The following is a 26,672-nucleotide window of genomic DNA, read 5'->3' on the forward strand; positions in this document are numbered from 1 at the left end:
ATCATGCCCCACGAGCCGGAGGCCCGAGAGGTCCGCTATTCGCTGCGCCACGAAGTCGACCTGCACCTGGCAGTGATGTCCGTGCGCCGCCTGCCCTTTCTTGCCGGCCTGTCCGAGGTGGATCGCGCGATGCTTTCCACCGTGGTCTCCGAACTGGGCAGCAACATCCTCAAGTACGGCGTGAAGGGCGAGGTCACGTTGTCGCTGCACCAGGCCGAGGGGCGCCCCTGCATCGACATCGTCGCCTGCGACCAGGGCCCCGGCATCGCCGATGTGGCGCAGGCCGTGCAGGACCACTACAGCACCTCGGGCACCCTCGGGCTGGGGCTGCCCGGCGTCCGGCGGATGATGTCCGAACTGTCCATCAGCCTGCCGCCGGAGGGCGGCACCCGGGTGCAGGCACGCAAATGGCTGGGGCCGGTGCCGACGTCAGCGCGGCTGTCCGTGCCGAAGGCCGAGGCCGGCGGCCAGGGGCTGCGGCTGGCCTGGGCCAGCGAGAACCGCCCCTGCCAACCTGAGCGGGTTTCCGGCGACCTGGCCTTCGTCCGCCCGGTGCCGGGCGGGGTGCTGCTGGTGCTGATCGACGTGAGCGGTCATGGCACCTCGGCCCATCAACTGGCCCAGGCCCTGGAGGCGGTGTTGCAGCAGACACTGGAGCAGGAGCCGGCCCGCCTGCTGCAGGTGCTGCACCAGCATTGCATCGGCACCCGTGGCGCGGCAGCGGGGGTGGCGCTGGTCAACGGCGAGCGCGGCGAGCTGAGCTACGCCGGCATCGGCAACACCCGCATCTGCCTGCGCGGGCGTGAAGCCTGGCGTGGCGTCTCCCGCGATGGGGTGCTCGGCGAGCGCTTTCCCACGCCCCTGCTGCAGCACCAGCCACTCGCCCCGGGAGACGTGGTGATGCTGTATTCCGACGGCATCAGCGAATCGCTCAATCTGCGCGACGGCCTGCTCGACCTGGGCGCCGATCCCGCCGTCCTGGCGCACCAGGTCATCACCCACAGCGGCCGCAGCACCGACGATGCGAGCTGCATCGTGCTGCGGGTGCACGCAGGCGAGGGCGGCTAGATGCGGCAGGCGATCGGCGACATCACCCTCAGCGGCCCCGGCGCTGCGCTGGCCGCCCGGCGCAAGGTAGCGCGGGTGCTCGAATGCATCGACACGACCGCCACCTTCATGGTTCCGCTGGCGAACACCACCTCCGAGCTGGTGCGCCAACTGGCTGCGTATCTTCCTGCCCTGCGCCTGCAGGTCTGGCTCGACGCAAAGCGCCGGGAGCTGCTGCTGGACCTGTCGGCGGACCAGCCGCTGCAGTATCACCTCCCCGAGGCGGTGTACGGGGGCGTCCGCCTGGACGTCCTGGCGGAGAACAACCTGGCCCTGTGCTGCCGCCTGCCCCGCTGGCCCGATGCCGAGCTGCAGCAGCGTATGCGCCAGCAGTTCGCCGAACCGACCCGGGACGAGCTGTTCGCCCTGATGCAGGCCAAGAATCGCGAGCTGGAGGAAGCCTACGTGCTGGCGGAGAGCGCCACCCACGCCAAGAGCGACTTCCTCGCCAACATGAGCCACGAGATCCGCACGCCGATGAACGCCATCCTCGGCATGGCCCACCTTGCGCTGCAGACCGAACTGGACCCGCAGCAGTTCGACTACCTCAGCAAGATCCAGCGCTCGGCCCAGCACCTGTTGGGGATCATCAACGACATCCTCGACTTCTCGAAGATCGAGGCCGGCAAGCTGGACCTGGAGCGCATCGAGTTCGACCTCGACCATGTGCTGGAGAACCTCGCCACCCTGGTGGGGGAGAAGGCCGAAGCCAAGGGCATCGAGCTGCTCTTCGAGATCGATCACCGCCTGGACACCCTGCTGCTGGGCGACCCGCTGCGTCTGGGGCAGATCCTGATCAACTACGCCAACAACGCGGTCAAGTTCACCGAACAGGGCGAGATCCTGGTCAAGATCAGTTGCCTGGAGACCTGGCCGGACGAAACCCTGCTGCACTTCTCCGTGCAGGACAGTGGCATCGGCATGAGCCCGGAGCAGCAGCAGTGGCTGTTCCAGTCCTTCCAGCAGGCCGACACCTCCATCACCCGCAAGTACGGCGGCACCGGGCTCGGCCTGGCCATCTCGCGGCGGTTGGCCGAGCTGATGGGCGGCGAGGTGGGGGTGCAGAGCGAGCTGGGCCACGGCAGCACCTTCTGGTTCACCGCCCGGTTCGGTAGGGGGCAGCGGCGTGCCCGTTATCTGCCGAGCCTGGACCTGCGCGGCCGGCGCATGCTGGTGGTGGACGACAGCGCCAGCGCCCGCAACATTCTCGCCACCCTGCTCGGCAGCATGACCTTCGTCGTGGACACCGCCGAGTCGGGCCAGCAGGCGCTGAACATGATCGCCGCTGCCGAACAGGCCGGGCGGCCCTACGCTGTGGTGCTGCTGGACTGGCGCATGCCGGGGCTGGATGGCATCGAAACCGGGCGCCGGCTGATCGCACGCGGGATGACAAGCCGGCCCTATCGCATCATGGTCACCGGCCATGGCCGCGAGGAGGTGTTCCGCCAGGCCGAGGGCGCCGGGTTCGACCGGGTGCTGGTCAAGCCGGTGTGTGCTTCTGTGCTGTTCGACACCCTCATCGGCCTGTTCGGCCAGCAGGCGACGGCGTTGCCCACCCGTAGCAGCGGGCCGCCGGTGCCTCAGTGCTTCGACGGCGCGCGGGTCCTCCTGGCCGAAGACAACGAGTTGAACCAGCAGGTGGCCAGGGAGCTGCTGCGCCTGGTGGGCATCGAGGTGGCGGTGGCGGACAACGGCGCCATCGCCGTGGACATGGCTGCCCAGGAACCCTTCGACCTGATCCTGATGGACATGCAGATGCCGGTCATGGATGGGCTGGCCGCGACCCGCTGCCTGCGCGAGCGCGAACAGGACGGTGGGCGCATTCCGATCCTGGCGATGACCGCCAACGCCATGGCCGGCGACCGCGAGCGCTGCCTGGCCGCCGGCATGGACGACCACATCGCCAAGCCCATCGACCCCGAGAAGCTGTACGCCGCCCTGCTGCGCTGGCTGCCCGCCTTCGCCCACCAGGCCGAGCCGCCGAGCGAGACAGTGGCCCCGGTCCCGGCCTCGCCGGAACATGGGCTGGAGCCGCTGCAGGCGCTGGGCCTGAACGCCGAGGTGGCGCTGCAGCGCCTGATGCACAACTGGCAGTGGTACGAAGACCTGCTGCGCAGCTTCGCCCGCCAGGGCAGCCAGCCCATGCAGAACCTGGTCGCCGCCCTGCAGGCCGGCCAGCGGGAGGAGGCGCACCGCCACGCCCACACCCTCAAGGGCATCGCCGCCACCCTGGGGGCCGAATCGCTACGGGCGCTTTCGGCCCGGCTCGAAAGTGCCCTGGCGGGCCAGGAGGAACTCGGCGGCCTGCTGCCCCTGGCCGAGGAGGGCGTGCAGGAGCAGCAGCGCCTGGCCGACGGGTTGCAGGCGCTCCTGCCGCCTGAGGCAACCGCCCCGCCCAGCGAGGCGCTGCCCGATATGCCCGGCCTGCTGGCCCGCCTGATGGCGCTGCTGGCCGAGGACGATGCCGATGCCGTGGCCCTGTTCCAGCAGCACCGGCCGTCGCTCGACGCCGCCCTGGGCGAAGCCGCGTCGGCCATCTCGGAGGCGATGACGCAGTTCCGCTTCCCCGATGCCCTGGCGCATCTGCATGAAGTCCGGGCCGCCCGGCCCGATCTGTTCAAAACGGAGTGAGGCGCTCTCGATGCTCAATCTCATGGATCCCGACAGCAAACCCACCCTGCTGGTGGTTGACGACACACCGGAGAACCTCTCGCTGCTCAGCGCCCTGCTGTCACCCCACTACCGGGTCAAGGTCGCCATCAATGGCCAGCGCGCCCTGGACATCCTCGCGTCGGGCACCCGCGTGGACCTCATCCTCCTCGACGTGGTGATGCCTGACATGGATGGCTACCAGGTGATGCAGACGCTGCAGGACATGCCCCAGGCACGCGGCGTGCCGGTGATCTTCCTCACTGCCCAGGTGGAGGAAAGCGCCGAGGCCCATGGGCTCGCCCTGGGCGCCGTGGACTACATCCACAAGCCCATCACCCCCGCCATCGTCCTCGCCCGGGTGCGCAACCACCTGGAGCTGAAGGCCGCGCGGGACCTGCTGTACAACCAGAACGCCTACCTCGAACAGGAAGTGGAGCGGCGCACCCGCGAGAACGAACTGATCCAGAACATCACCATCCACTCCCTCGCGTCCCTCGCCGAAACCCGCGACAACGAGACCGGCAACCACATCCTGCGCACCCAGCACTACGTGAAGCTGCTGGCAGAGGAACTGTCCGATCACCCGCGCTTCCAGGACGAGCTCACGCCCAAGACCATCGAACTGCTGTTCAAGTCCGCTCCCCTGCACGACATCGGCAAGGTCGGCGTGCCGGACCGGATTCTGCTCAAGCCCGGCAAGCTGGAGCCGGAAGAGTTCGCCCAGATGAAGAGCCACCCGGTCCTCGGCAAGGAAGCCATCGTCCACGCCGAGGACGCCCTGGGCGTGGAAGTGGAGTTCCTGCGCCTGGCCAAGGAGATTGCCTGCTACCACCACGAGAAGTGGGACGGCAGCGGTTACCCCCATGGCCTTGTTGGCGATGAGATTCCCCTGTCCGCCCGGCTGATGGCCCTGGCCGATGTGTACGACGCGCTCATCAGCAAGCGCTGCTACAAGGCCGCCATGCCCCATGACGAAGTGGTGCCGATCATCCTCGCGGGGCGGGGCAACCACTTCGACCCGGACATCACCGACGCCTTCGCCCGCATCCACCCCCAGTTCCAGGAGATCGCTCGGCGCTTCCATGACGACTAGGCCAGCGGCATGCCCGTAGCCCAGGCTTCAGCCCGGGAAGACCGAACGGTACGGGTCTCCCCGTGGGAGAGAATCCAATTGCGATCAGGCCCGGCGCCCGGGCTTTCGCGGTTGAAACCGCTCCCACAAGAAGCGCTATGCCTCTAACCCAGATGCACCAGGCTCGGCATGTCTTCCAATGGCACCCAGAGCTCGCCCTGCCAGTTCAGCATCACCACCCGCGTGCCCTGCCACCTCAGCAGTACCCGGCGTGGCGCGTTGCCGTCCGCCGCGTGGGCGTCGCGCAACGTAGGGATCACCTCGCGATTCAGCCAGCGCTCCAGGTGGGCGTTCTCCGGATGGCCGAAGCGCACCAGCGCCTTGTACAGGCCGGCTTCGCTGATCACATCCACCGGCTCTTCAAGGCTGCTGGAACAGGCAAGGAATACGCGCCGCGCATGGTCGCTGCCCACGCGGCGGTGCAAGGTCTGCGGATGCTGCATGCCCAGGAGACGGGCGAAATCCACCGCGACGAACCAGGGCTGGTTGTCCAGCATCAGCGCACGCAGCGGGCGGTTATGGCGGAGGAAGGTCAGGGCGGGATATGCATCGTGCATCGTGAAGCTCCATCTCTGGGGAAAGGAGCCGCCACTCTGTTTCGTCAATGTAAGGGTGGCGGACCACGTGGGGTTGACGAACCGGCGAGATGTAGACCGGCAGACCTTTCGGTCTCCCCACGCAGTCCGCCATAGAGCGATGTGAAAGTAATGGGCAAACGCATACTTCCACATGTGCCAGGGGCACGATGCGCCATCTCTTCAGGCCGTCAACGCCTGGTCACGGGATTGACCGCGACCGCCGGAGGATAGGGAGGGGGTATTGAGCGAACAATCGGCCCGCCTCGGGCATTGTCCTTTCCCGCTGTGGGAAAACGCCTCAAGTCGACCCGTATCGCCGAGCCGCCACTGCACACCATCCCGTAGGGTGGGCTTTAGCCCACGCGGTGCTCGGCAACTGCAAGGTGATTGCCAGGGCGAGGAAGCCGAAGAGAAAACCGGGGGCGTAGAGGCGGGCAAGCAGGAATCGCATGGCGGAAGCTCCTTGGACGAGGGGCTTCCAGCGTGGCGGCAGGCGGTCACCGGGGCTTGAACAAACGGCGCAAGGTGCCGGCGCGAAATAAAAAAAGCCCGCCGGGGCAGCGGGCTCGGTGCAGGACGGGCATCGCCTGCAAGCGGGGGAATCGGTCACTGCGCCTCGGCGGACTCCAGTTCGGCCAGGGCGTCGGGTTGGTTCTTGAAGGCGCGGGCGAAGATGTCGCGGTTGCGGGCCATGTAGATGCCGAGGTCTTCGACCTGCTGCTCGCTGAGGGAGGGCACGGCCTTGTGCAGCACGCCGGCCAGGGACTCGGCCAGCTCCAGCATCTTGTCGTAACGATCCGCTTCGGCCTTATCCATGAACAGGCGCTCCGGATCGCGGCTGCTGCGGTACACCACTTCGACGGCCATTCATCACCTCTCACCTTTGCAAGCGTCAATATGGGAATACTGTATGCGCGTACAGTATTTGGGGCGTTACCTTTCGTCAACGATTTCTTTTCATAGCCCAGCCTTCGGCTTCGTGCTTGTCGACCTGCGACATCCTGTCCCGTGGCGCAACGTCGCACCTTGGCATCTCATCCGCTGCCGTGGCCTCGCTCGTGCATGGACGAATCGTCATGCACAGGTGCCACGCTAGGCCAACCAGACGTACCGGGGAGTAAAGACGTGAAGATCAAATGGGCGGAAACCTTGCGGGAGAACATGCACGGGCTGGCCGAGTCGCTGGGCAACCTGCTGGTGGAGGCGTTCCACTACCTGGCGCTGTTCGCCATCGGCGGGATCACCGCCTGGGCGGCGGTGGTGGCGTTCCTGGGGATGGTGGAGAAGGGGCACATCACGGTGGATGACATCCTGCTGCTGTTCATCTACCTGGAGCTGGGGGCGATGGTGGGGATCTACTTCAAGACCAACCACATGCCGGTGCGTTTCCTGATCTACGTGGCCATCACGGCGCTGACGCGCCTGCTGATCTCCGACGTTTCGCACCACAACCGGCCGGACGAGAGCCTGGTGTACGTCTGCGGTGCGATCCTGCTGCTGGCGCTGTCGATCCTGGTGGTGCGCTACGCCTCGTCGCGCTTCCCGGCGGTGGCCAGCGAAACCACCCACCCGCGCCGCAAGTTGCTGGATTCGCGGACCGTGGACGACGAGTCCTGACCTCAGTAACCCGCCCCCAGGCTGCTGCTGCCGGTGCCGCCCACCGGTGAGTGGGCCTGTGCTGGCAGGGGCTTGCCGCTGGTCATGGCGGTGAGCATTTCGCTGACGTTGCCGCCTTTTTCGATGGCGATGCCGAAGCGGATGCTCTCGATCACCCGCGCAAGGCGCTTCGGGTCGTTGCGCTGGGCGGGGCTGATCATCCGCCGTGCCACCACGCCCTTGTCGTCGGCGAGGGTCAGCATGATGTTGCCGTCGAGCCGTTCCAGGCTGAGGTTGACCCGGTAATCGGCCTGGAAGGCGTCGGTCAGGATCTGGAAGGGGTTGTACATGGTGAGCCACCTGGTTGATGCACTGGATCGATTGACTGGGGTGGCCGTTGCAAAGTTCGAACCGATTGGACGAATGGAACGTCGGTTTCGCCCCGCCTGCCGCAAACGGCAAACCTCGGGTCGCGCGGCCCGGCGGCACTTGCGCTGGGGAAGGGCGGCGTGACAGCATTCGCAACTGCAATTATTTCGCATTTGCGTTGGACGCCCGCCGAGGCCAGCCGTGTCGCTGCAACCTACCTCCCCCATCACCGAGCTCTATCGCGGTCATCACAGTTGGCTGCTGGGCTGGCTGCGGCAACGCCTCGGCTGTCCGCACAACGCCGCCGACCTGGCCCAGGACACCTTCGTGCGGGTGCTGCAACAGCGCGAGCCCCGCGAGGTCCGTGAACCGCGCGCGTTCCTCGCCACCATCGCCCGGGGCCTGCTGGTGGACCATTACCGCCGCGCCAGCCTGGAGCGCGCCTACCTGGAGGCACTGGCCAGCCTGCCCGAGCATGAGGCGCCTTCGCCCGAGTCCCGCGAGCTGATCCTGGAAACCCTGCTGGAGATCGACCGCCTGCTGGATGGCCTCAAGCCCCGCGTGCGCGAAGCCTTCCTGCTGTCCCAGCTCGATGGCCTGACCTACCCGCAGATCGCCGCGCGCCTGGGGCTGTCGGTGAGTTCCATCCAGCAGTACATGACCCAGGCCCTGACCCATTGCTACAAGGCGGTCTATTCATGAGCGCACTCGACCCCCAGGTGGTGGAGCAGGCCATCGCCTGGCGCGTGCGCCTGGCTTCCGGTACCTGTGCGGCCGAAGCCTTCACGGCCTGCCAGCAGTGGCGGAGCGCGCATCCCGAGCATGAGCTGGCCTGGCAGCGGCTGGAGGCCCTGGGTGGGCGCTTCGCCGGCATCCCCGCAGCCCTCGGCCACGCCGCGCTGGAGGGCGCCCGGCATGACCCGCAGCGCCGTCGGGCGCTCAAGGCCCTGGCGATCCTGCTGGCCGCTGGTGGCGCCGGCGTGCTGGGCGTGCAGGGGCCGTCCGCCTTCCAGCCCTGGCTGGCCAACCTGCGCACCGGCACCGGCGAGCGCCGTTCCGTGGGCCTGCCGGATGGTGGCCGGCTGCACCTGAACGCCGGCAGCGCCGTGGACATCGACTACGACGCCGACCGTCGCCTGCTGCGCCTGTACCAGGGCGAGATCCTCGTCGAGACCGCCACCGACCCCTCCCGCCGTCCGTTCCTGGTGGATACCGGCGCCGGCCTGCTGCGGGCCCTGGGCACCCGGTTCCTGGTGCGCCAGCGGCCGGACCGCATCCAGCTCGCCGTATACGCCGGCGCGGTCGAAGTCAGCCCCCGCGAAGGCGCTGCCCGGGTCCTGAAGGCGGGCTGGCAGAGCCAGTTCGACGCCCACGGCATGGCCGATCCCCAACGTGCCGAGGCGGACCGCGCCGGTTGGCTGGACGGCGTACTGGTGGCCAGCGACATGCGCCTGGACGAGTTCGTCGCCGAATTCGACCGCCAGCGCCACGGCGTGCTGCGCTGCGACCCGGCGGTGGCCGGGTTGCGCATCTCCGGGGTGTTTCCCCTGGACGACAGCGAGCGTGCCCTGGCTGCCGTGGCCCGCACCTTGCCGGTCCAGGTGGTGTACCGCACCCGCTGGTGGGTGACCCTGGCCCCTGCCAGCGCCTGAGTGCCTGGCTGGCTGAAAATAATTCTCATGAAGTTCTGCAGGTTTTCCGAACTCGTTCGGCCTCCCTTCGCATCCCCATTCTTCATGGCTTCGAAGGACCCAACATGGCCGTTCAACGTTCCCCGGAATCCCTTGCCCGCGCCGTGCGCGCGGCCCTGCTCAGCCTCAGCCTGCCGCTGGCGGCATTGCCCACCCTGGCGCTCGCTGCCCCGGTCGCCCAGGAGTACCGGGTCCCCGCCGGTTCGCTGGACAGCGCCCTCAATGCCTTCGCCCGCCAGGCCGGCGTACTGCTGAGCTTCGATCCGGCGCTGACCGCAGGCCGGCGCAGTTCTGGCCTGCAGGGGCGCTATCCGGTGGAGCAGGGCTTCGCCCAACTGCTGGCTGGCTCCGGCCTGCGTGCCCACCAGATGGCCGATGGCGGCTATCGCCTGGAGCCGGCCCCGTCCGGCGACGGGCAACTGGAGCTGGACAGCCTGAACATCACCGGCAGCCCGGTGGGCGACACCGCCGTCGGCCCGGTGGGCGGCTATGTGGCCAAACGCACCCGCAGCGGCACCAAGACCGACGCCTCGATCCTCGAAACCCCACAGTCCATCACCGTGATCAGCCGCGAGCAGATGCAGGCCCGCGGCGTCGCCACGGTGGAGGAGGCCCTGCGCTACAGCCCCAGCGTCAGCACCCCCTACGGCTACGACCCGCGCTACGACTGGATGAGCCTGCGCGGCTTCGACGCCAAGGGCTCCACCTACCGTGATGGCCTGATGCTCAACCGCAGCACCTACGGCCTGGCCCGCCCGGACGCCTACCTGCTGGAGCGCGTGGAAGTGCTGCGCGGCCCGGCTTCGGTGCTCTATGGCCAGAGCGAGCCCGGCGGCATCGTCAACCTGGTGAGCAAGCGCGCCCCGGACACCCCGCTGCACGAAGTGCGCGTGCGCGCCGGCAGTGATGACCTGGGCGAACTGGCCGGGGATTTCGGCGGCCCCCTCGATGACCAGGGCCAACTGCTCTACCGCGTCACCTTCCTCGGCAATGACGCCAATGGCCAGGTGGACAAGACCGGCAACCAGCGCCAGGCCCTGGCCCCGACCCTCACCTGGCGCCCCAGCGACGACACCGAGCTGACGCTGTTCGGCATGTACCAGAAGGACGAGGGCGACTTCGCCTTCAGCCGTCGCTTCTCCCCGGTGCTGATGAGCGCCTTCCGCCTGCCGGCCAACCGCGACGACGACTTCTACGAGGGGGAACCGGGCTTCAACCGCTTCTACCGCGCCTACACCTCCTTCGGCTACGAGCTGTCCCATCGCCTGAACGACAGTTGGACCCTGCGGCAGAACCTGCGCTACGAGCGGATGAACTTCGACTACCGCTACCTCAACACCAGCGGCGTCTCCTTCGCCGGCACCACCCTGTCGCGCACCGCCAACGACAAGGACGAGCAGTTCGACGGCTGGACGGTAGACAACCAGGCCCAGGTGAACTTCGACACCGGCCCGCTGGCCCATACCCTGCTGATGGGCCTGGACTGGCGCCGCGTCTCGGCCCACGAGATCAGCCGCTTCGGCAGCGCCCCCAGCCTGAACCTGCTCAACCCGGTGTATGGCCAGACGGTGCCGTGGCCGGCCAAGGATGCCGACAACGACATCACCCGGCGCCAGACCGGTTTCTACGCCCAGGACCAGATCGCCTTCGACGACCACTGGCACCTGCTGCTGGGGGGGCGCTACGACCTCGCCCGCAGCGAGACCGAGAGCCACCTCAACGGCTCGCGCACCAGCCGTGACGACGAAGCCTTCACAGGCCGTGTCGGCCTGGTCTACGTCGCCGACAACGGCCTGGCGCCCTATGTCAGCTACAGCGAATCCTTCAACCCCAGCACCTCCAGCGACCCGCTCAGCGGCCGGCCCTTCGACCCGGAAACCGGCAAGCAGTACGAGGTGGGCATCAAGTTCCAGCCCCAGGGCGCCCGCAGCTTCGTCAGCCTGGCGCTGTTCGACATCACCAAGCAGAACGTCGTCAGCACCAACCCCAACAACCCCAACGAGCGTCGCCAGGTCGGCGAGGTGCGCAGCAAGGGCCTGGAGATCGAGGCCCTGGCCAACCTGGCCGACGGCCTCGACCTGACCGCCAGCTACAGCCGCACCAATGCGCGCATCCAGAAGAGCGTCAACGCCTGGGAAGAGGGCGCGCGCCTGCAATTCGTGCCCCGCGAGCAGGCCGGCCTGTGGCTGGACTACACCCTCCAGGGCGGCCCCCTGGCGGGCTTCGGCGTCGGGGGGGGCGCACGCTACATCGGCGAGACCTCCTTCACCGGGCAGAACCCCTTCTTCGGGCTGTACGGCCCCCGCGTGCTCGAAGTGGAAACCGGTGGCTACACCCTGTTCGACGCCAGCATCCACTACCAGCTCGACGGCCTGCGCCTGGCCCTCAACGCCAGCAACCTCGCGGACAAGGAATACGCCAGCTCCTGCGACGCCCAGGCCTGCTACTACGGCTACGGTCGCACCCTGACCGCCAGCGCCACCTACAACTGGTAACCCCATTAAAGGAACGACGTGAGCAACGCCACCTCCTCCACGCGCCGGGCCGTCGCCTCGCGCGTGCTGGCGGCAGTGGTCGGTGGATACGCGGTGGCCTACCTGGCCACCGCCTTCCTCACCGTCCACCTGCCGCTGGCCCGTGCCGACCGTGTCACCTTCGCCAGCCTGGGCTGCTTCGCGGTGTACACGGCGGCGATCCTCTATGCCTTTGGTGCCCGCTCGGCCTGGCGTGCCTGGTTGGTGCTGGCGGGTCTGGCCCTGCTGCTGGCCCTCGCGGCCTACCTGCCCGGTGACTACGGAGTGCGCCCATGAGCCTGCGACAATCCATGGCCGGCCTGCACACCTGGGGCGGCCTGCTGCCGTCCTGGCTGCTGTTCGTCATCCTCTTCGGCGGCAGCCTCGCCTGCTTCGACAAGGAGCTGGAGCGCTGGATGCGCCCCACCCTGCAGGCGCCGGGCGAACAGGCGCTCTCCCTCGACCGGGTGCGCGAACTGCTGCTGGCCCAGGCCCCTGATGCCCATGCCATCTGGATGCGCCCGCCGAGCGAGCGCGAGCCGTTCTGGTGGGCCGGCTACGAGCCGGCGGACGAAAGCGAGATCCGCCGCTTCGCCCTCGACCCGGCCACGGGCGAGGTGCTGCCGGACACCCTCGGCGGTCGCTTCTGGTTCACCCTGCACTACGATCTCCACGCCGGCATGGTCGGGCTGTACATCGTCGGCCTGGCCGGCCTGTTCATGCTGGTGGCGCTGGTCAGCGGCATCATCATCCACCGGCGCTTCTTCAAGGACTTCTTCACCCTGCGGCCCAAGGCCAACGGCCAGCGCGCCTGGCTCGACGCCCACAACCTGTTCGGCGTGCTCGGGCTGCCGTTCCACCTGCTGATCGCCTACACCGGGCTGGTCATCTTCGTCGTCTACTACATGCCGGCCGGTATCCAGCGTGCCTATGGCGGCGACGCCAAGGCCTTCTTCGGTGACGTGCTGGGCCGCTACGAACGCGAAGCGGTGCAGCGCCCCGCCCCGCCGCCGGTATCCCTCGATGGCCTGCTGGCGGATGCGCGACAGCGCTGGGGCGGTGGCGAGCCGGGCTGGATCAGCGTCCACCACCCCGCTGACGAGGCCGCCGTGGTGGACATCCGCCGCAGCGATGCACGGCGGGTTGCGGGTTTCCAGTGGACCCTCTCCTACGACGCCGGCAGCGGCGAGCTGCTGCACGAGCAGAAGCCCTATCTGGCGGGTTATCGCAGCTACACCTGGCTCAGCAACCTGCACATGGCCCAGTTCGGCGGGCAGATCGTCCGCGCCCTGTACCTGCTCCTGGGGCTGATGGGCTGCGCCATGGTGGTGGGCGGCCTGCAGGTGTGGCTGGCCAAGCGCGAGGCACGCGGCAGCCGGGGCATCGGCCTGGTGCGTGCGCTGAACGGTGCGGTGATCGGCGGCCTGCCCATCGCCAGCCTGGCGCTGCTCTGCGGCAATCGCCTGATTCCTGCCGACCTGGCCGAGCGTGCCAGCGCGGAAGCCTGCGTCTTCGTCGGTGCCTGGCTGCTGGTAGCGGCCTGGGCGGTGCTGCGACGCAACAGCGGCCGGGTGGCGCGCGACCTGCTCGCCGTCTTCGCCCTGCTGGCCCTAGGGCTGCCGCTGCTCAATGCCTTCACCGGTGACCAGGCCAGCCTGCTGGCCAGCGTCGGCCGTGGCGACTGGGCGCTGGCGGGCATCGACCTGAGCCTGCTCGGCTGCGGGCTGCTCTGCGCGGCGCTGGCCTGGCGCCGCTCGCAACCCCGTGCCGTGCCCGCCCCCAGCGTGCGCCGCCAACTGGCAGAGGAGGGCGCCTGATGCTGCTGCTCGGATTCGCGTTCTGCTACCTGGCCATGACGGCGCTGAGCCTGGCCATGGCCCGCCACCACAAGGCGCTGTTCCAGGGGACGCTGTCCCAGGCACGGGCGCGCCTGCTGCGCGGCGTCGCGGTGCTCGCTTTCGGCGTCGGCCTGGTGCTGGCGGTGAGTGACCAGGGCGGCGAGATCGGCACCATCCTCTGGCTCTGCCAGGTGATGCTCGCCGGCCTGCTGGTGGTGGCCCTGCTGGCCTGGCGCGGTCGTTGGGTGCTACCAGCAGCCGTCCTGCTGCCGTTGGGGAGTGGGGGGCTGGCGCTGCTTTGATGGGCGGGCCTGCGGCCCGCCGGGCGACTGAAGTCGCCCCTGCAGGGATGGCGCGGTGGGCAGATGCTTGGCCCACGCAGAGGTTGTCGCTGCGCAGGGTGAATGGCGCTCTTTCCATCCATCAACGGTGTTGCCGGCGGCTCCGGCGGTGGGCTGAAGCGGAACGCCGCCCGGCCCACCCTGCGGCCCTGGTACGGCTTTCCCCGGGGCGGTTTCAACCGCGATGGCGTTTGCAGCCGTAGCCCGGACTTCATTCCGGGGTTGCCGGGGGTCCGCTCCCGGGCTGAAGCCCGGGCTACGGTGCTGTGTGGCCGGCGGCTCCGGCGGTGAGCTGAAGCGGAACGCCGCCCGGCCCACCCTGCGGCCCCGGTACGGCTTTCCCCGGGGCGGTTTCAACCGCGAAATCTCCGTGCCACATCCATCGCGAATGAATCCGCCCACGCCCGGCACATCGCGTCCCGGGGCGTAGGGTGAATGGCGCTCTTTCCATCCACCAAGGGCGTTCGCCGTGAGCCCACAGGGTGGACCGATGAAGCGCGGTCCACCCTGTGCACCGAGGGGCGATGTAGCCCGGGCTTCAGCCCGGGGACGGGGCCAGGCGGCTCAGAACTCGACGCTGTAGCTCAGGCTGTAGGTGCGGCCACGGCCGTGGTAGTCGAACAGGTCGGCGGTGGCGGCGGTGCCGTAGAACACCTGTGCGCGCTGGCCCCAGACGGTGGTGTAGTCCTTGTCCAGCAGGTTCTGGATGCCGAAGTTCAGCGTGCCCACCGGCAGGGCCTGGCTGCCCAGCAGATCGAAGGTGGTGTAGCCGTCGATCCTGTGGTCGTTGCCGTCGAAGGTGCCATTGGCCAGGACGTTGCCGTCGTCGCTGAGGTTGAAGCTGCGCACGGCCTGCAGGCGCAGGCTGGTCTCGCCGTTCTGCCAGCCGGCGAAGGCGGTGAGCTTCGACGGGCTGGCGGCGGTGACGTCCTGCTTCTGCCAACGGTCCGCGATCTTCTGCTGGGAGCGGATGGCCAGGGCGCTGGCGCCGATCTGCCAGTTGTCGTCCAGCCAGTAGGTGACCTGGCCTTCGAGGCCGTAGTTGCGCTTCTTGTTGCTCAGCTGCTCCACCAGCAGGGTGCTGCGGTTGTAGGTGATGCTCTTGTCCGACCAGGCGTAGAAGGCCGCCAGTTGGGCGTCCAGGCCATCGGCGTAATGGCGCCAGCCGAGTTCCACCTGCTTGGTCTTGATGCCGTCCAGGGCGGAGTCCTCGACGTTGACGTGGCGGCCCAGGCTCCAGTGGTTGCCCACCCGGGTGTAGCTGCCCTGGCCGTAGTACTTGGCCGGGTCGGGCAACTCGAAGCCCTCGGAGTAGTTGGCCCAGACCTGCTGCGCCTTGCTCAGCTTGTAGACGGCGCCGGCGTTGTAGAGGTCCACCTGGTAGTCCTTCGAGCCGCCGGGCACGGCGTCGGCGTCGGCGCTGGTGCCGTTGCCCTTGCTGATCTGCACCTGCTGGGCGGCGGCGACGAAGGAGCCGACGTCGTTGCCGATGCGCTGGTGGCGCACGCCGGCGGACAGGGTCAGGTCGTCGGTGGCCTTCCAGCTGGCCTGGGCGAACAGCGACTTGCTGTCGGTGTCGATGCCCGGGTAGCGGCCGACGCGGGCGTACTCGTCGGCCACCAGCCCGCCGGTGTTGGCGGCGGTGTTGAGGTTGAACAGCGCCTGGTCGGAATCGAAGCTCTCCCACTCGAAGTCGGCGCCGTAGCTCAGGCTGACGCGGTCCCATTCCTTGACCAGCACGGACTTGAGGCCGAAGTAGTCGGTGTCCTGCTGCGAGGCGGAGTAGTAGGAGCGGTTGGTGTCGATGGCGCCGTTGGTGAAGGTGATGGAGGGGTAGGGCTGGAAGGCCATCTCCTCGCTGCGGTAGTAGGCCTGCAGGTAGAAGTCGTGGCCCAGCACCTCCGGCACGTGCCAGGTGGCGTTGAACTGCTGGCGCTCGGTGTGCGGTTCGCGGTCGAAGCTGGCGCCGCCTTCCACTTCGAAGGGCGTCTGGCCGCGCAGGCCCTGGAAGTTGCGCCCCAGGTTCACGCCCTTCTTGCCGTCGTAGCCGGAGTCGAACCACTGCATGCCCAGGTTCAGGGTCTGGCCGTTGGCGAAGGCGAAGTCCAGGCTGCCCATCACGTCCACCGCCTGGTTGTACTGCAGGTCGGTCTGGGTGATGTCGAGCATCACCTGGTCGCCGTTGCCGTCGTAGGCGGCGCCGTTCTTCTGGTAGGCCACCGAGACGCGGCCCTTGACCCGCTCGCTGCCGCCGCTGACCGACTGGGCCACGCGCCAGTCGTGGTCCTGGTGGGTCTCGAAGCCGCTGCGCACGCCGATTTCGCTGGTGAAGCGCGCCTCGCCCGCCTCGGCGCGCTTGGTGACGATGTTGATGATGCCGCCGGTGGCGCCGCCGCCGTACACGGCACTGGCGCCGGAGAGCACTTCGATGCGCTCGATGTTGAACGGGTCGATGGAGTCGAACTGGCGGCTGATGCCCCGGGAGCTGTTCAGCGACACGCCGTCGATCATCACCAGGGCGCTGCGGCCGCGCATGTTCTGGCCGTAGTTGGTGCGGCCCTGGGGGCCGATGTCCAGGCCCGGGATCAGTTGCCCGAGGGCTTCCTTGAGGGGCACGCCGCCCTTGGTCTGCTCCTGCAACTGGTGGCTGTCGATCACCCACACCGTGCCCGGCAGCTCGCTGATGCTCACCGGCGCGCGGGAGCCGATCACCACCTGGCGGTCGATCTCCAGGGCCAGGCTGTCGTCGGCATTGCGCAGGCTGAAGCCACCGTCGCCGGCTTCGGCACGCAGGCCGCTGCCGGCGAGCAGGTGGTCGAGGCCCTCTGCCACGCCGAACTCGCCCTTCAGGCCCTGGGTGCTGCGGCCCTGGGTCATTTCCGGGCTGAAGGCCAGCAGCACGCCGGCTTCGCGGCCGAAGCGGTTGAGCGCGGGCTCCAGGGCGCCGGCCGGGATGTCGAAGGCCTGGCGCTGGTCGGCACCGATCACCGCCTCCTGGGCGCTGGCGACGGCGGGCAGCCCGGTGGCGGCCAGGCTCAGGCCCAGCAGCAGCGGTTGCAGGGCGCGGGCCAGGGGCGTGCGGGTGAAGCGGCGGGGGGGCGGGTCGGCGTTCATGGTGGCACTCGTCGAGAGAGGGAAAGGGGGTTCTGCCTTCCCTGTCACGCGAGGCCGGGAAAAAGGTTCAGGTCGGTGGAAATTTTTTCACAGGGCCGATGCGCGGCTCAGGAGGCGGCCCTGGGGTGCACGCTGATCCAGTAGCGGGTGACGCTGCGCACCTCCACCGGCAGGGTGCGCGGCAGCAGGGCGAGGATGCGGTCGGTGTGGTCCAGCGGGTAGGTGCCGGACAGGCGCAGGTCGGCGATGGCCGGGTCGCAGCCGATGCGCCCGTGGCGGTAGCGGCCGAGTTCGGCGAGGAAGTCGCCCAGGCGCATGGCACTGGCCACCAGCATGCCGTTGATCCAGGCCACGCTGTTCTCGTCCACCGCCTGGGCCGCCCCGCTGCCAAGGGCGTCCAGGTCCAGGCGCTGGCCGGGGTGCAGCACCAGGCGCTGGCCGTGGCTGAACACCTGGGCATCGCCGGCGAACAGGCTGACCTGGCTGCGGCTGTCCTGCAGGCGCACGGCGAGGCGACCGCCGTTGAGCAGGACCAGCCCCTGGGGCGTTTCCACCCGCAGCGGGCGTGCCTCGTCCACCGCGTCTACCAGCATCTCGCCCTGGCGCAGGTGCAGCAGGCGCTGGCGGGCGTCGAAGCGGATGTCCAGCGCGCTGTCGGTGTTCAGCGACAGGGTCGAGCCATCGTCCAGGGTCAGGTGGCGGCGCTCGCCCACGGCGGTGCTCTGGTCGGCGCGCAGGGCCAGCAGCGGCTCGCTGTCCCGCACCGCCAGGGCGCCGCCACCGGCGATCACCAGCAGGGTGAGCAGCTTCAGGGCGTCGCGACGGCCGCGCGAGGTGGGGGCATCCAGGGCGGCAAGGGCAGTTGGCGTGTTCAACCCGCGCAGGCCCTGGTTGACCGATTCGATGCGCTGCCAGGCGCGCTCGTGCTCCGGGTCGGCGGCGCGCCAGCGTTGCCAGTCCTCCTCGCGCTGGCGCGACGGCGTGCCGTCCTGCAGCTCCACCAGCCACTGCACCGCCTGGGCGGCGACGGCGGGGGCGATGCGCGGCTCGCCGCTCTTGCGCAGGGCCATCAGAGGCACTCCGCGAAGTAGCAGCGCTCGGCGGCCTTGGCCATGTAGCGCTTGACGCTGGAGAGGGAGAGGCCGAGCTGTTCGGCGATCTCGGCGTAGGTGCAGCCGTCCACCTGGGCCAGCAGGAAGACCTTCTTGGCCTGGGGCGGCAGGCCGTCGAGCAGGCGGTCCAGCTCCACCAGGGTCTCCAGGATGATGGCGCGGGCCTCCTCGCTGGGGGCCTCGTCCTCCGGCAGCGCGGCGAGGGCCAGCAGGTAGGCGCGCTCGATGTCCTGGCGGCGGTAGTGGTTGGCCAGCACGCGCTTGGCGAGGGTGGTGAGGAAGGCCCGGGGTTCGAGGATGCGGTGCGCCTCGCGCCCCAGCAGCACCTTGAGGAAGGTGTCCTGGGCCAGGTCGGCGGCACTCTGCGGGCAGCCGAGCTTGCGCTGCAGCCAGTGCCGGAGCCAGCCGTTGTGGTCCCTGTAGAGCTTGTGCAACGCCTGCTCGGGGGCTGCCGGGCTGTGGGTCAAGGAGGGCTCCGGGAAGGTTCGGAAAGGGATTAAATAGGAATGCTTCGCATTCTATTTGTGCCGAGGGGCCTTGCGCAATGCGCGGGGTCATCGGCGGTAAACCCCATCCTTCCAGAGGGTGTCGCGGAGCCCGCGTGGGAGCGGTTTCAACCGCGATAGCGCTTGCCGTTGTAGCCCGGACTTCAGTCCGGGGTTGCCGGGGGAGGCCGCTCCCGGGCTGAAGCCCGGGCTACGGGGATTCAGCTCATGGCCGCGCGGTATTCGCCCGGTGTGCCGCCGAGCGCGCGGCGGAAGCGGTTGCTGAAGTGGCTGGCGCTGGAGAAGCCGCAGGCGAGGGCGACCTCGCCCAGGGGCAGGGTGGTGTGGGCCAGCAGGTGGCGGGCGTGGGCCAGGCGGCGGGCGAGGACGTACTGGTGCGGCGGCAGGCCGAAGCTTTCGCGGAACATCCGCGCGAAGTGGTACTCCGAGAGCGCCGAGAAGGCCGCCAGTTCGCCCAGGCTCAACGGCTCGGCGAGGTGTTCCTCGATGTAGGCCATCAGCCGCTTGCGCAGGGCCGGGGCAAGGCCGCCCTTGAGCTGCGGGCCCTGGCGCAGCCCCACCTGGGTGAGCAGGGCGTGGTTGAGCATCTCGTGGGCGAGGCTGGTGGTGAGCAGGCGTTCGCCCGGTTCGTGCCAGTCCAGTTGGACCAGGCGCTGGAAGCGCAGGACCTGCTCGGGGTCGTCGAGGAAGGTCGCTTCGCGCATCTCCAGCTCGCGGGGTTCGCGGTCCAGCAGGGTGACGGCGGCGTGGGCGAACTGCTCCGGCGGGATGTACAGGTGGGCGAGGCGGATCTCGCCGTTGACCACCCAGGACGAGTCGTGCCCCGCCGGCATGACGCACAGCTTGCCTGGGGCGCCTTTGGTGTCGGGGCGCTCGCGGCGGAAGGTGCCGGTGCCGCCGGCCAGGTAGCAGGACAGGGTGTGGTGGCTCGGCCCTTCGTAGTCGCGGGCGTCGTGGTGGTTGCTCCACTGCGCGGCGGCCAGGCCGTCGCCCAGCTCGGTGCAACGCTCCAGGCGGGCGTTGGGCGAACTGGCCATCGACTGGAAAACCTGATGCTGCAGCAGTGGCGACATGGACATAGCCTCCGTGGGACGAACGCCATGCTAGCGCGGGCGTGGCGTGCGAGGCAGCGGGGCGCGGTGGATAAGCGCAAGTTTTTGCAAGCCCGCCGACGGGCTGCGCGGGAGACTGACCCCTCGACGCACCGCCCGGAAGACCGCCATGAACCTCTCGCTGTACCTGCTCACCGTGCTCATCTGGGGCACCACCTGGATCGCCATCAAGCTGCAGATGGGCGAGGTGGCCATCCCCGTGTCCATCGCCTACCGCTTCGCCCTGGCGGCCGGGGTGCTGTTCGCCATCCTGTTGCTCAGCCGCCGCCTGCAGAAGCTCGACGGCCGCGCGCAGATGATCTGCCTGGCCCAGGGGCTTTGCCTGTTCTGCGTCAACTTCATGTGCTTCTACAGCGCCAGCCAGTGGATCCCCAGCGGGCTGATCGCCGTGGTGTTCTCCACCGCCACCTTGTGGAACGCGCTGAATGCGCGGGTGTTCTTCGGCCAGCGCATCGCCGCCAACGTGCTGGCCGGCGGTGCCTTGGGCCTGGCCGGGCTGGCGCTGCTGTTCTGGCCCGAGCTGGCCGGCCACCAGGCCAGCCGCGAAACCTGGCTGGGCCTCGGCCTGGCGCTGCTGGGCACGCTGTGCTTCTCCGCCGGCAACATGCTCTCCAGCCTGCAGCAGAAGGCCGGCTACCGGCCGCTGACCACCAACGCCTGGGGCATGTTCTACGGCGCCTCGCTGCTGGCCCTGGGGTGCCTGGCCAGCGGCACGCCTTTCGCCATGGAATGGAACACTCGCTACGTCGGCTCGCTGCTGTACCTGGCGATCCCCGGCTCGGTGATCGGCTTCACCGCCTACCTGACCCTGGTGGGGCGCATGGGGCCGGAGCGCGCGGCCTACTGCACAGTGCTGTTCCCGGTGGTGGCGCTGAACATCTCGGCCTTCGCCGAAGGCTATGCCTGGACCGCCCCGGCGCTGCTCGGCCTGGTGCTGGTGATGGCCGGCAACCTGCTGGTGTTCCGCAAGCCCAAGGCGCCGGTGGCCGCCGCGCCCCTGGGGAGCCGCGCATGAGCCAGCGCGTGGTCCGCGGCCGCGACTTCACCGCCGAGCGCGCCTGGGACGCGCTGGACATCGCCAACCTCGACGGCACCACGGTGCGCCTGCACTGGACCGACCAGCCGTACATCTGGCACGTCAACGACGGCAGCGAAGTCTTCGTGGTGCTCGATGGCGAGGTGGAGATGCGCTACCGCGAGGGCGGCGAGGAGCACGCCGTGCTGCTGGGCGTGGGCGACCTGTTCCACGCCGGCCCGGGTTGCGAGCATGTGGCCCACCCTCGTGGGGTGGCGCGCATTCTGGTGGTGGAGCGCGAGGGCAGCGTCTAGCGGCGCAGCGCCCGTGCCAGCACACCGGGTGTGTAGCCGTAGGCGCGGGTGAAATGGCGGTTGAGGTGGCTCTGGTCGGCGAAGCCGCAAGCCAGTGCCGCCTGCACCGGTGCTTCCCCCGCCAGCAGTTGGCGGTGGGCCTTCTGCAACTGGCGTTGCAGGCGGTAGGCGTGGGGCGGCAGGGCGGTGACGGCCTTGAAGGCGCGCAGGAAATGATGGGGGCTGACGCCGGCATCCCGCGCCAGTTCGCCGAGGCTGACCCCTGCCTCTGGCGCTTCGTCCAGGCGCTGGATGGCCCGGGCCACGGCGCCCGTGGGCAGGCGCGGTGGCGCGCCGCGAGGTGCTTCCAGCAGCGCCCCCAGCACCTGCAGCAGCTCCTGCTCGGCCACTTCCCACCAGGGCTCGTCGGCCGGCCCGGTGAGGGCCGCGTGCAAGGTGAGGAAGGCCTGCCGCGCGGTGCTGCAGGGCAGCACCGGGTGGGCCAGCTCGACGCCGGGGCTCTGGTCGAGCAGCCCGGTCGCGCGGGCGATCAGGGCGCTGTCGAAATACAGCATGCGCCAACTGCGCGGGCCGTCCGCCACGGGGCGGCCGTCGTGCACTTCGTTGGGGTTCACCGAGATCAGGCTGCCCGGTTCGGCGCGTACCTCGCCGCGGCCGCTGGCGGAGTCCTGGGCGCCGTGGAGGATGACGCCGATGCCGAAGCCGTCGTGGCTGTGACGGCCGAAGGCGCGCCGCGAGGTGGCCTCCACGGCCAGCACGCCGGCCAGGCGGCTGGGCTGGATGTCGAAGGCTTCGGTGTGCGTCCCGCCGGCCATGTGCGGCTCCCGGTCGTGTGCGAGGCCGCAGTATAGCCAGGGTGGGCACGGGCCCCGGCAGATCAATTTCGTTCAAGAACCGAGGCGGCGGATGCGCCTGAATGGGGCCTCGCAATCCAGCGAGAGGCTATTCGGGAGGTCGGGGTGTCGAGACGTGCGCAAGGCTATCTGCTGCTGTCACTGGCGATGATGACGGTGGGCTCGACGGTCATCGCTTCCAAGGTCCTGGCGGGCAGCGTGCCGCCGTTCCAGGCCACGGCACTGCGCTTCGCCCTGGCCCTGCCGGTGATGCTGTGGCTGCTGCGGCGCCAGGGTGCAGCGTGGCCGCGCCTGGGGGCGGGGGACCGCGTGTTGCTGGTGCTCCAGGCCGCCGCCGGCAGCGTGGGCTACACGGTGCTGCTGGTGATGGGCCTGGCCCACCTGCCGGCGGCGGATGCGGGGGTGATCATCGGCACCTTGCCGGCGGTGTCCGCACTGTTCTCGGTGCTGGTGCTGGGGGAGCGGCCGGGGCTGCGGCAGGTGGTCAGCGTGGCATTGGCGACCCTGGGGGTGATGGCGGTGGCCTGGAAGGCCAGCGGGCCGAGCAGCGGGTTCGGGATGCTCTGCGTGTTCGGCGCGGTGCTGTGCGAGAGCGCGTTCATCCTGCTCAACAAGCGCATGCGCCAGCCGCTGGGCGCGGTGCAGCAGGCGACGGTTATGGTCTTCCTCGGGCTGCTGGTGTCGGCGCCGGCGGCTTTGCTGGAGGGGTCGCTGGCCTGGCCTGCGCCGGCATCCCTGGGGGCGCTGGCGTGGTACGCCTGGGTGCCGACGGCGGCGGGCTTCCTGCTCTGGTACGCCGGCTTGTCGCGGGTCAGCGGCGGGGAGGCGGCCACCTTCACGGCGGTGGCCCCGCTCACGGCAGTGGCGCTGGCGGCCGTGTTGCTGGGGGAGCCGCTGGGGCTGTCCCAGGGGCTGGGTATTGGGGCGGTGGTCCTGGCGATCCTGGTGCTCGCCATGCCGTCACGCAGCACGGCCAGCCGCTAGCCCTCCGTGCTGCCAGTTCCGTAGCCCGGGCTTCAGCCCGGGAGCGGTGCCGGGTGTTCCCGGACTGAAGTCCGGGCTACGGTTCGGTGCTGGTCTTGCCATTGCCCGGTACGGCCAGCCGCTGGCCGCTGGCTTTGTCGGCCTTCTTCGCTTCGCACGGGCTCATTGCCGGGCGGGTGTCTTCGAGCCGATCAGGGCCGTAGGATGCGGTGAGCTCGGCGAACCGCATCACTGACTGGGATGCATGAGACCCCACCGGCCTCCATTCGCGTGCCCAGGAACCCCGAAGCCCCTCGTCTGGAGCGTGTCACGATGGGCTTCGCACAGCTCAGCCCATCCTACGGATGGAGCTGGGAGCGGGGCCGTAGGATGCGGTGAGCTTGGCGAACCGCATCGCCGTGATGAGGACCGAGCGAGGCGCTATGTGTGTCAGCGGCGGTGCAGGAGGACGAGGCCGGCGAGGACGGGGTAGCAGAGGTAGTGCAGGACGAACAGGGCGATGGCCATGGGGCCGGGGGCGTTCTGCAGGGTCATCATGCCCAGCAGGCCGAGGTAGAGCACGCCGAGCAGGGCGCCGTAGCCGAGGACGATGCGCCAGGCTTCGCCCCGGGTCGGCGGGCGCTTGTGCAGCAGGCGGAAGGCGAGGGCGATGAGCAGGGCGGTGGCGCCGGCGATCACCAGGGTGGCCAGCAGCCCGCCGAGGTGCACCAGGCTGCGCAGGGCGAGGTTGAGCAGCATGGCCAGGGCCACGCCGCCGATCACGATGTAGCGCAGGGCCAGCGGGCGGGGCGCGTTCACGAGCGTTCCAGGGCCACGTTGAGGCCGAAGCGCTTCTTCAGCACCGCTTCCAGCAGGCCCTTGGGCACCAGGCTGGCCAGCAGCGGCAGGGCGCGGCTGCCGTTGCCCAGGCGCAGCAGGCGCGGGCGCGGGTGGCGCTGGATGGCGTTGAACAGGTCGCGGGCGAATTCGGTGGCGGGGGTGGGGTTGTCCTGGGAGGCGCGGGCCCGGGCGCGGATGCCCTCGCGCAGTGGCCACCAGGGCGAGCCTTCGGCGATCAGCGATTCGGCTTCGCGGCTGGCGTTGGCGCCGAAGCTGGAGGCAATGGCGCCGGGCTGCACTTCCATGACGTCGATGCCGAAGGGCGCCAGTTCCAGGCGCAGGGCGTCGGAGAGGGCGTGCACGGCGGCCTTGGAGGCGCAGTAGGCGCCGGCGAAGGGGGTGACCAGCACGCCGGAGACGCTGCCGATGTTGACCACCAGGCCACGGCTGGCGCGCAGCACGGGGAAGCAGGCACGGGTGAGGCCGACCAGGGAGAACACGTTGGTTTCGAACTGCCGGCGCAGGCCTTCGGTGCCGCCGTCCAGCAATGGGCCCATGGCGCCGTAGCCGGCGTTGTTGATGAGCACGTCGAGCCGCCCCGTTTCCTGCTGCAGGCGTTCACCCAGGCGCGTCACGGCGGCTTCGTCGTTGACGTCCAGTTGCACGCCGGTGAAGCCGGCGACGTTCAGGGCGTCCACGTCGTTGGCCTTGCGGGCGCAGGCCCAGACGTTGTAGCCGGCGGCCTTGAAGGCATCGGCCAGGGCCCTGCCGATGCCGCTGGAGCAGCCGGTGATGAGGGCGACGGGTTGGCTCATTGCGAGTGTCCTTGTTGGTCTTGTTGTGATGGAACGTCGATCAGTCGGCGAATCTGCCATGCAATCGTTCGGCGCGGAACTCCAGCGTGTCGGCGCGGTAGCCACGGCGCAGCGTCGGCAGCGCCAGGCAGTCCTGCCAGTCGGCACCGGCCTGCAGGCGCGGCGGGCCGAGGCTGCGCTCGGCCTCGTAGGGGGATTCGGCGAGGTTGAGGTCGTCGCCCGGGCGGTAGGCCTGCACGATCCAGGCGAGGTCCAGCAGGGTGCTGTTGCTGCCGTTGTGCACGCTGATCTTCAGCGGTCGGTCGGCGGGGCACTGGTCGGGCTGGTAGGTGAGGCGGACCTCGAGGCGGGCCAGTTGTTCGTTCACCTGGCGCTCTTCCCACAGCACCCAGGCGGCCATGAGGCCGATCACCAGCACCGCAGCCAGGGAGATGGGCAGCGCCTTGGTCGGGTGGCGGATGACCAGGATCAGCCAGGCGAAAAGGAGGATGGCGCCGATGAGCATGGGAAGGGCCCGTGACGGAAAGGCTGCAATGCTAGCGCAAACCGTGGGCCGGCAGGGGTAAAAGGCACGGGGCCGTTGGCCATTCCTGGCTCGGGCCCCGTGAGGCGGTGCGTGCGGCGGCACCTGCTGGCACAGGCGCCGGGAGCCTCCCGATGGGGGAGGGAGGCTCCGGGGTCGGCCCTTCAGCGCGCGGTGGTCACCTGGCTGAGGCGCACGCCGTTTTCACTGCGGCCGTAGACGTCTTCCAGGCGTTCGATGTCGTCCTCGCCCAGGTAGCTGCCGGACTGCACTTCGATGATCTCCAGGGGGATCTTGCCGGGGTTGCTCAGGCGGTGCACCGAGGTCATGGGGATGTAGGTCGACTGGTTCTCGGTGAGCAGGAAGGTCTTGTCATCACAGGTCACCTCGGCGGTGCCGGAGACGACGATCCAGTGCTCGGCACGGTGGTGGTGCATCTGCAGCGAGAGCTGGGCGCCGGGCTTGACGGTGATGTGCTTGACCTGGAAGCGGCCGCCCATGTCCACCGAGTCGTAGGAGCCCCAGGGGCGGTAAACGGCACAGTGGTTCTGGGTTTCCGTGCGGCCCTGGGCGTCGAGGTCGTTGACCAGCTTCTTGACGTCCTGCACGCGGTCGCGGTGGGCGATCATCATGGCGTCCTTGGTCTCGACCACGACGATGTCGTCCAGGCCGATCACCGACACCAGCTTGCCGTTGCCGTGCACCAGGCAGTTGCGGCTGTCGTGTACCACCACGTCGCCCTTGGTGACGTTGCCCTGAGGGTCCTTGTCGTGGACTTCCCAGATGGAGCTCCAACTGCCGACGTCGCTCCAGCCGGCGCAGAGCGGCACCACGCAGGCGCGGGCGGTCTTCTCCATCACCGCGTAGTCGATGGAGTTGTCCGGGCAGCAGGCGAAGGTGGCGGCGTCGATGGTAACGGTGGTGCCTTCGCGCTGGCTGCGTTCCAGGGCCAGCAGGCAGGTGTCGTAGATGTCCACGTCGTGGTGCTTGAGCTCGTCGAGGAAGCGGCTGGCGCGGAACAGGAACATGCCGCTGTTCCAGAAGTAGTCACCGGCCTCGACGTACTGCTGGGCGCGCTCGGCGTCGGGTTTCTCGACGAACCGGGCGACCCGGCTGATGCCCTCGGGCAGCTCGCCGCCGGCCTGGCCACGGATGTAGCCGTAGCCGGTCTCGGGGCGCAGCGCCGGCACGCCGAACAGCACCATCTCGCCCTTCTCGGCGGCGAGGGTGGCCAGGGTCAGGGCCTGCTGGAAGGCGCGCTGGTCTTCCAGCACGTGGTCGGCCGGCATCACCAGCATCAGTTCGTCGCGGCCCTCGGCCAGCAACTGCATGGCGGCGATGGCGACGGCGGGCGCGGTGTTGCGGCCGAAGGGTTCGAGCAGCATGGCCTGCGGGGTGACGCCGATGGCGTCGAGCTGCTCCTGGACGATGAAGCGATGGTCCTTGTTGGCCACCAGCACCGGGGCCTGCATGCCGTCGAAGGCCAGGCGCTGGAGGGTCTGCTGGAACAGGGTCTTCTCACCGGTCAGGGCGAGGAACTGCTTGGGGTACTGCTTGCGCGAAAGGGGCCAGAGCCGGGAGCCGCTACCGCCAGAAAGGATTACAGGGATCATGGTGTTTCTCCTGGGAACATTGATTAGTTGCTCATCACATCGATCACTGGTTTCTGTCTTGTAGTCCCACTGTC

26 protein-coding genes are annotated in these 26,672 nt (G+C 69.1%); 13 read left to right on the forward strand and 13 right to left on the reverse strand.

Annotation, left to right across the window (positions count from 1 at the left end; all coding sequences use genetic code 11):
* The first annotated feature begins 3 nt into the window (after positions 1-3).
* From A7D27_RS02555 to A7D27_RS02565, 3 genes are read left to right on the forward strand one after another with little or no spacing between them, the layout of a single operon-like run.
* Positions 4-1,068: a SpoIIE family protein phosphatase gene (locus A7D27_RS02555; RefSeq protein WP_069563991.1), complete on the forward strand. Its 1,065-nt coding sequence runs from the start codon at positions 4-6 to the stop codon at positions 1,066-1,068.
* The gene (locus tag A7D27_RS02560; protein WP_069563992.1) at positions 1,069-3,738 is read left to right on the forward strand and encodes a response regulator; all 2,670 of its coding nucleotides are present in this window, start codon (positions 1,069-1,071) and stop codon (positions 3,736-3,738) included. It begins immediately after the preceding gene.
* Between the two features lie 10 nt (positions 3,739-3,748).
* On the forward strand, positions 3,749-4,852 hold the full coding sequence (locus A7D27_RS02565; protein WP_069559414.1) for an HD-GYP domain-containing protein: 1,104 nt from the start codon (positions 3,749-3,751) through the stop codon (positions 4,850-4,852).
* A 143-nt stretch (positions 4,853-4,995) separates the two neighbouring features.
* Here the strand turns inward: A7D27_RS02565 and A7D27_RS02570 are convergent, their stop codons facing one another.
* The gene (locus A7D27_RS02570) at positions 4,996-5,448 is read right to left on the reverse strand and encodes a BRO family protein (protein WP_044404412.1); all 453 of its coding nucleotides are present in this window, start codon (positions 5,446-5,448) and stop codon (positions 4,996-4,998) included.
* Positions 5,449-6,075: 627 nt separating this feature from the next.
* Complete coding sequence (locus A7D27_RS02575) at positions 6,076-6,336, reverse strand: YebG family protein (protein ID WP_069559413.1); 261 nt, start codon at positions 6,334-6,336, stop codon at positions 6,076-6,078.
* 258 nt (positions 6,337-6,594) lie between these two features.
* Here A7D27_RS02575 and A7D27_RS02580 point away from each other — a divergent pair, with 258 nt between their 5' ends.
* Entirely contained in the window at positions 6,595-7,086 is a 492-nt protein-coding gene (locus A7D27_RS02580; RefSeq protein ID WP_069559412.1) for a phosphate-starvation-inducible protein PsiE, read from the forward strand.
* Positions 7,087-7,088: 2 nt separating this feature from the next.
* Here the strand turns inward: A7D27_RS02580 and A7D27_RS02585 are convergent, their stop codons facing one another.
* Positions 7,089-7,415: a DUF3509 domain-containing protein gene (locus A7D27_RS02585; protein WP_069559411.1), complete on the reverse strand. Its 327-nt coding sequence runs from the start codon at positions 7,413-7,415 to the stop codon at positions 7,089-7,091.
* 226 nt (positions 7,416-7,641) lie between these two features.
* Here A7D27_RS02585 and A7D27_RS02590 point away from each other — a divergent pair, with 226 nt between their 5' ends.
* The 6 genes from A7D27_RS02590 to A7D27_RS02615 all read left to right on the forward strand — a co-directional run bounded on the left by A7D27_RS02590 (position 7,642) and on the right by A7D27_RS02615 (position 13,778).
* Positions 7,642-8,136, forward strand: coding sequence for a sigma-70 family RNA polymerase sigma factor (locus A7D27_RS02590; protein ID WP_069559428.1), 495 nt, complete (start codon positions 7,642-7,644; stop codon positions 8,134-8,136).
* Positions 8,133-9,086 (forward strand): FecR domain-containing protein, encoded by a 954-nt coding sequence (locus A7D27_RS02595; RefSeq protein WP_069559410.1) that lies wholly within the window; start codon positions 8,133-8,135, stop codon positions 9,084-9,086. Before A7D27_RS02590 ends, A7D27_RS02595 begins: the two co-directional genes overlap by 4 nt.
* 104 nt (positions 9,087-9,190) lie before the next feature.
* Positions 9,191-11,620, forward strand: coding sequence for a TonB-dependent siderophore receptor (locus A7D27_RS02600; protein WP_069559409.1), 2,430 nt, complete (start codon positions 9,191-9,193; stop codon positions 11,618-11,620).
* Between the two features lie 18 nt (positions 11,621-11,638).
* Complete coding sequence (locus A7D27_RS02605; RefSeq protein WP_069563993.1) at positions 11,639-11,935, forward strand: DUF3649 domain-containing protein; 297 nt, start codon at positions 11,639-11,641, stop codon at positions 11,933-11,935.
* The gene (locus tag A7D27_RS02610; protein ID WP_069563994.1) at positions 11,932-13,455 is read left to right on the forward strand and encodes a PepSY domain-containing protein; all 1,524 of its coding nucleotides are present in this window, start codon (positions 11,932-11,934) and stop codon (positions 13,453-13,455) included. Before A7D27_RS02605 ends, A7D27_RS02610 begins: the two co-directional genes overlap by 4 nt.
* Positions 13,455-13,778, forward strand: a complete 324-nt coding sequence (locus tag A7D27_RS02615) for a DUF3325 domain-containing protein (protein ID WP_069563995.1) — start codon at positions 13,455-13,457, stop codon at positions 13,776-13,778. The genes A7D27_RS02610 and A7D27_RS02615 overlap by 1 nt, the downstream gene beginning before the upstream one ends.
* A gap of 603 nt (positions 13,779-14,381) precedes the next feature.
* Here the strand turns inward: A7D27_RS02615 and A7D27_RS02620 are convergent.
* The 4 genes from A7D27_RS02620 to A7D27_RS02635 all read right to left on the reverse strand — a co-directional run bounded on the left by A7D27_RS02620 (position 14,382) and on the right by A7D27_RS02635 (position 19,622).
* A complete protein-coding gene (locus A7D27_RS02620) occupies positions 14,382-16,931 on the reverse strand; it encodes a TonB-dependent receptor (RefSeq protein ID WP_256557143.1) in 2,550 nt (849 codons plus the stop codon).
* 107 nt (positions 16,932-17,038) lie between these two features.
* Positions 17,039-18,001: a FecR domain-containing protein gene (locus A7D27_RS02625; RefSeq protein ID WP_069563996.1), complete on the reverse strand. Its 963-nt coding sequence runs from the start codon at positions 17,999-18,001 to the stop codon at positions 17,039-17,041.
* Positions 18,001-18,510, reverse strand: a complete 510-nt coding sequence (locus tag A7D27_RS02630; protein WP_069559404.1) for a sigma-70 family RNA polymerase sigma factor — start codon at positions 18,508-18,510, stop codon at positions 18,001-18,003. Before A7D27_RS02630 ends, A7D27_RS02625 begins: the two co-directional genes overlap by 1 nt.
* A 239-nt stretch (positions 18,511-18,749) precedes the next feature.
* Entirely contained in the window at positions 18,750-19,622 is an 873-nt protein-coding gene (locus A7D27_RS02635; protein ID WP_069563997.1) for a helix-turn-helix domain-containing protein, read from the reverse strand.
* Positions 19,623-19,770: 148 nt separating this feature from the next.
* On the opposite strand from A7D27_RS02635, the gene A7D27_RS02640 reads away from it, so the two are divergent.
* Complete coding sequence (locus A7D27_RS02640) at positions 19,771-20,676, forward strand: DMT family transporter (protein WP_069563998.1); 906 nt, start codon at positions 19,771-19,773, stop codon at positions 20,674-20,676.
* Positions 20,673-20,990 carry a cupin gene (locus tag A7D27_RS02645; protein ID WP_069563999.1) on the forward strand — a complete coding sequence of 106 codons (318 nt, stop codon included), beginning with the start codon at positions 20,673-20,675 and terminating at the stop codon, positions 20,988-20,990. The genes A7D27_RS02640 and A7D27_RS02645 overlap by 4 nt, the downstream gene beginning before the upstream one ends.
* Here A7D27_RS02645 and A7D27_RS02650 read toward each other — a convergent pair.
* Positions 20,987-21,805 (reverse strand): AraC family transcriptional regulator, encoded by an 819-nt coding sequence (locus A7D27_RS02650; RefSeq protein ID WP_069564000.1) that lies wholly within the window; start codon positions 21,803-21,805, stop codon positions 20,987-20,989. The two genes, A7D27_RS02645 and A7D27_RS02650, sit on opposite strands and share 4 nt — an antisense overlap.
* Positions 21,806-21,949: 144 nt before the next feature.
* Between A7D27_RS02650 and A7D27_RS02655 the strand changes: the two genes are divergently transcribed.
* Positions 21,950-22,828, forward strand: coding sequence for a DMT family transporter (locus tag A7D27_RS02655; protein WP_069564001.1), 879 nt, complete (start codon positions 21,950-21,952; stop codon positions 22,826-22,828).
* Between the two features lie 76 nt (positions 22,829-22,904).
* Here the strand turns inward: A7D27_RS02655 and A7D27_RS28245 are convergent, their stop codons facing one another.
* From A7D27_RS28245 to A7D27_RS02675, 5 genes are all read right to left on the reverse strand, one after another.
* Positions 22,905-23,057 carry a hypothetical protein gene (locus A7D27_RS28245; RefSeq protein WP_165679747.1) on the reverse strand — a complete coding sequence of 51 codons (153 nt, stop codon included), beginning with the start codon at positions 23,055-23,057 and terminating at the stop codon, positions 22,905-22,907.
* Between the two features lie 200 nt (positions 23,058-23,257).
* Complete coding sequence (locus A7D27_RS02660) at positions 23,258-23,626, reverse strand: hypothetical protein (RefSeq protein ID WP_069559398.1); 369 nt, start codon at positions 23,624-23,626, stop codon at positions 23,258-23,260.
* Entirely contained in the window at positions 23,623-24,462 is an 840-nt protein-coding gene (locus tag A7D27_RS02665) for an SDR family oxidoreductase (RefSeq protein ID WP_069564002.1), read from the reverse strand. Before A7D27_RS02665 ends, A7D27_RS02660 begins: the two co-directional genes overlap by 4 nt.
* Before the next feature lie 40 nt (positions 24,463-24,502).
* Entirely contained in the window at positions 24,503-24,967 is a 465-nt protein-coding gene (locus A7D27_RS02670; RefSeq protein ID WP_069559396.1) for a multidrug transporter, read from the reverse strand.
* Between the two features lie 182 nt (positions 24,968-25,149).
* Positions 25,150-26,598 carry a mannose-1-phosphate guanylyltransferase/mannose-6-phosphate isomerase gene (locus tag A7D27_RS02675; RefSeq protein ID WP_069559395.1) on the reverse strand — a complete coding sequence of 483 codons (1,449 nt, stop codon included), beginning with the start codon at positions 26,596-26,598 and terminating at the stop codon, positions 25,150-25,152.
* Between the last annotated feature and the right edge of the window lie 74 nt (positions 26,599-26,672).

It is taken from the genome of Pseudomonas sp. 1D4 (assembly GCF_001728925.1).
GTDB lineage: Bacteria > Pseudomonadota > Gammaproteobacteria > Pseudomonadales > Pseudomonadaceae > Metapseudomonas > Metapseudomonas otitidis.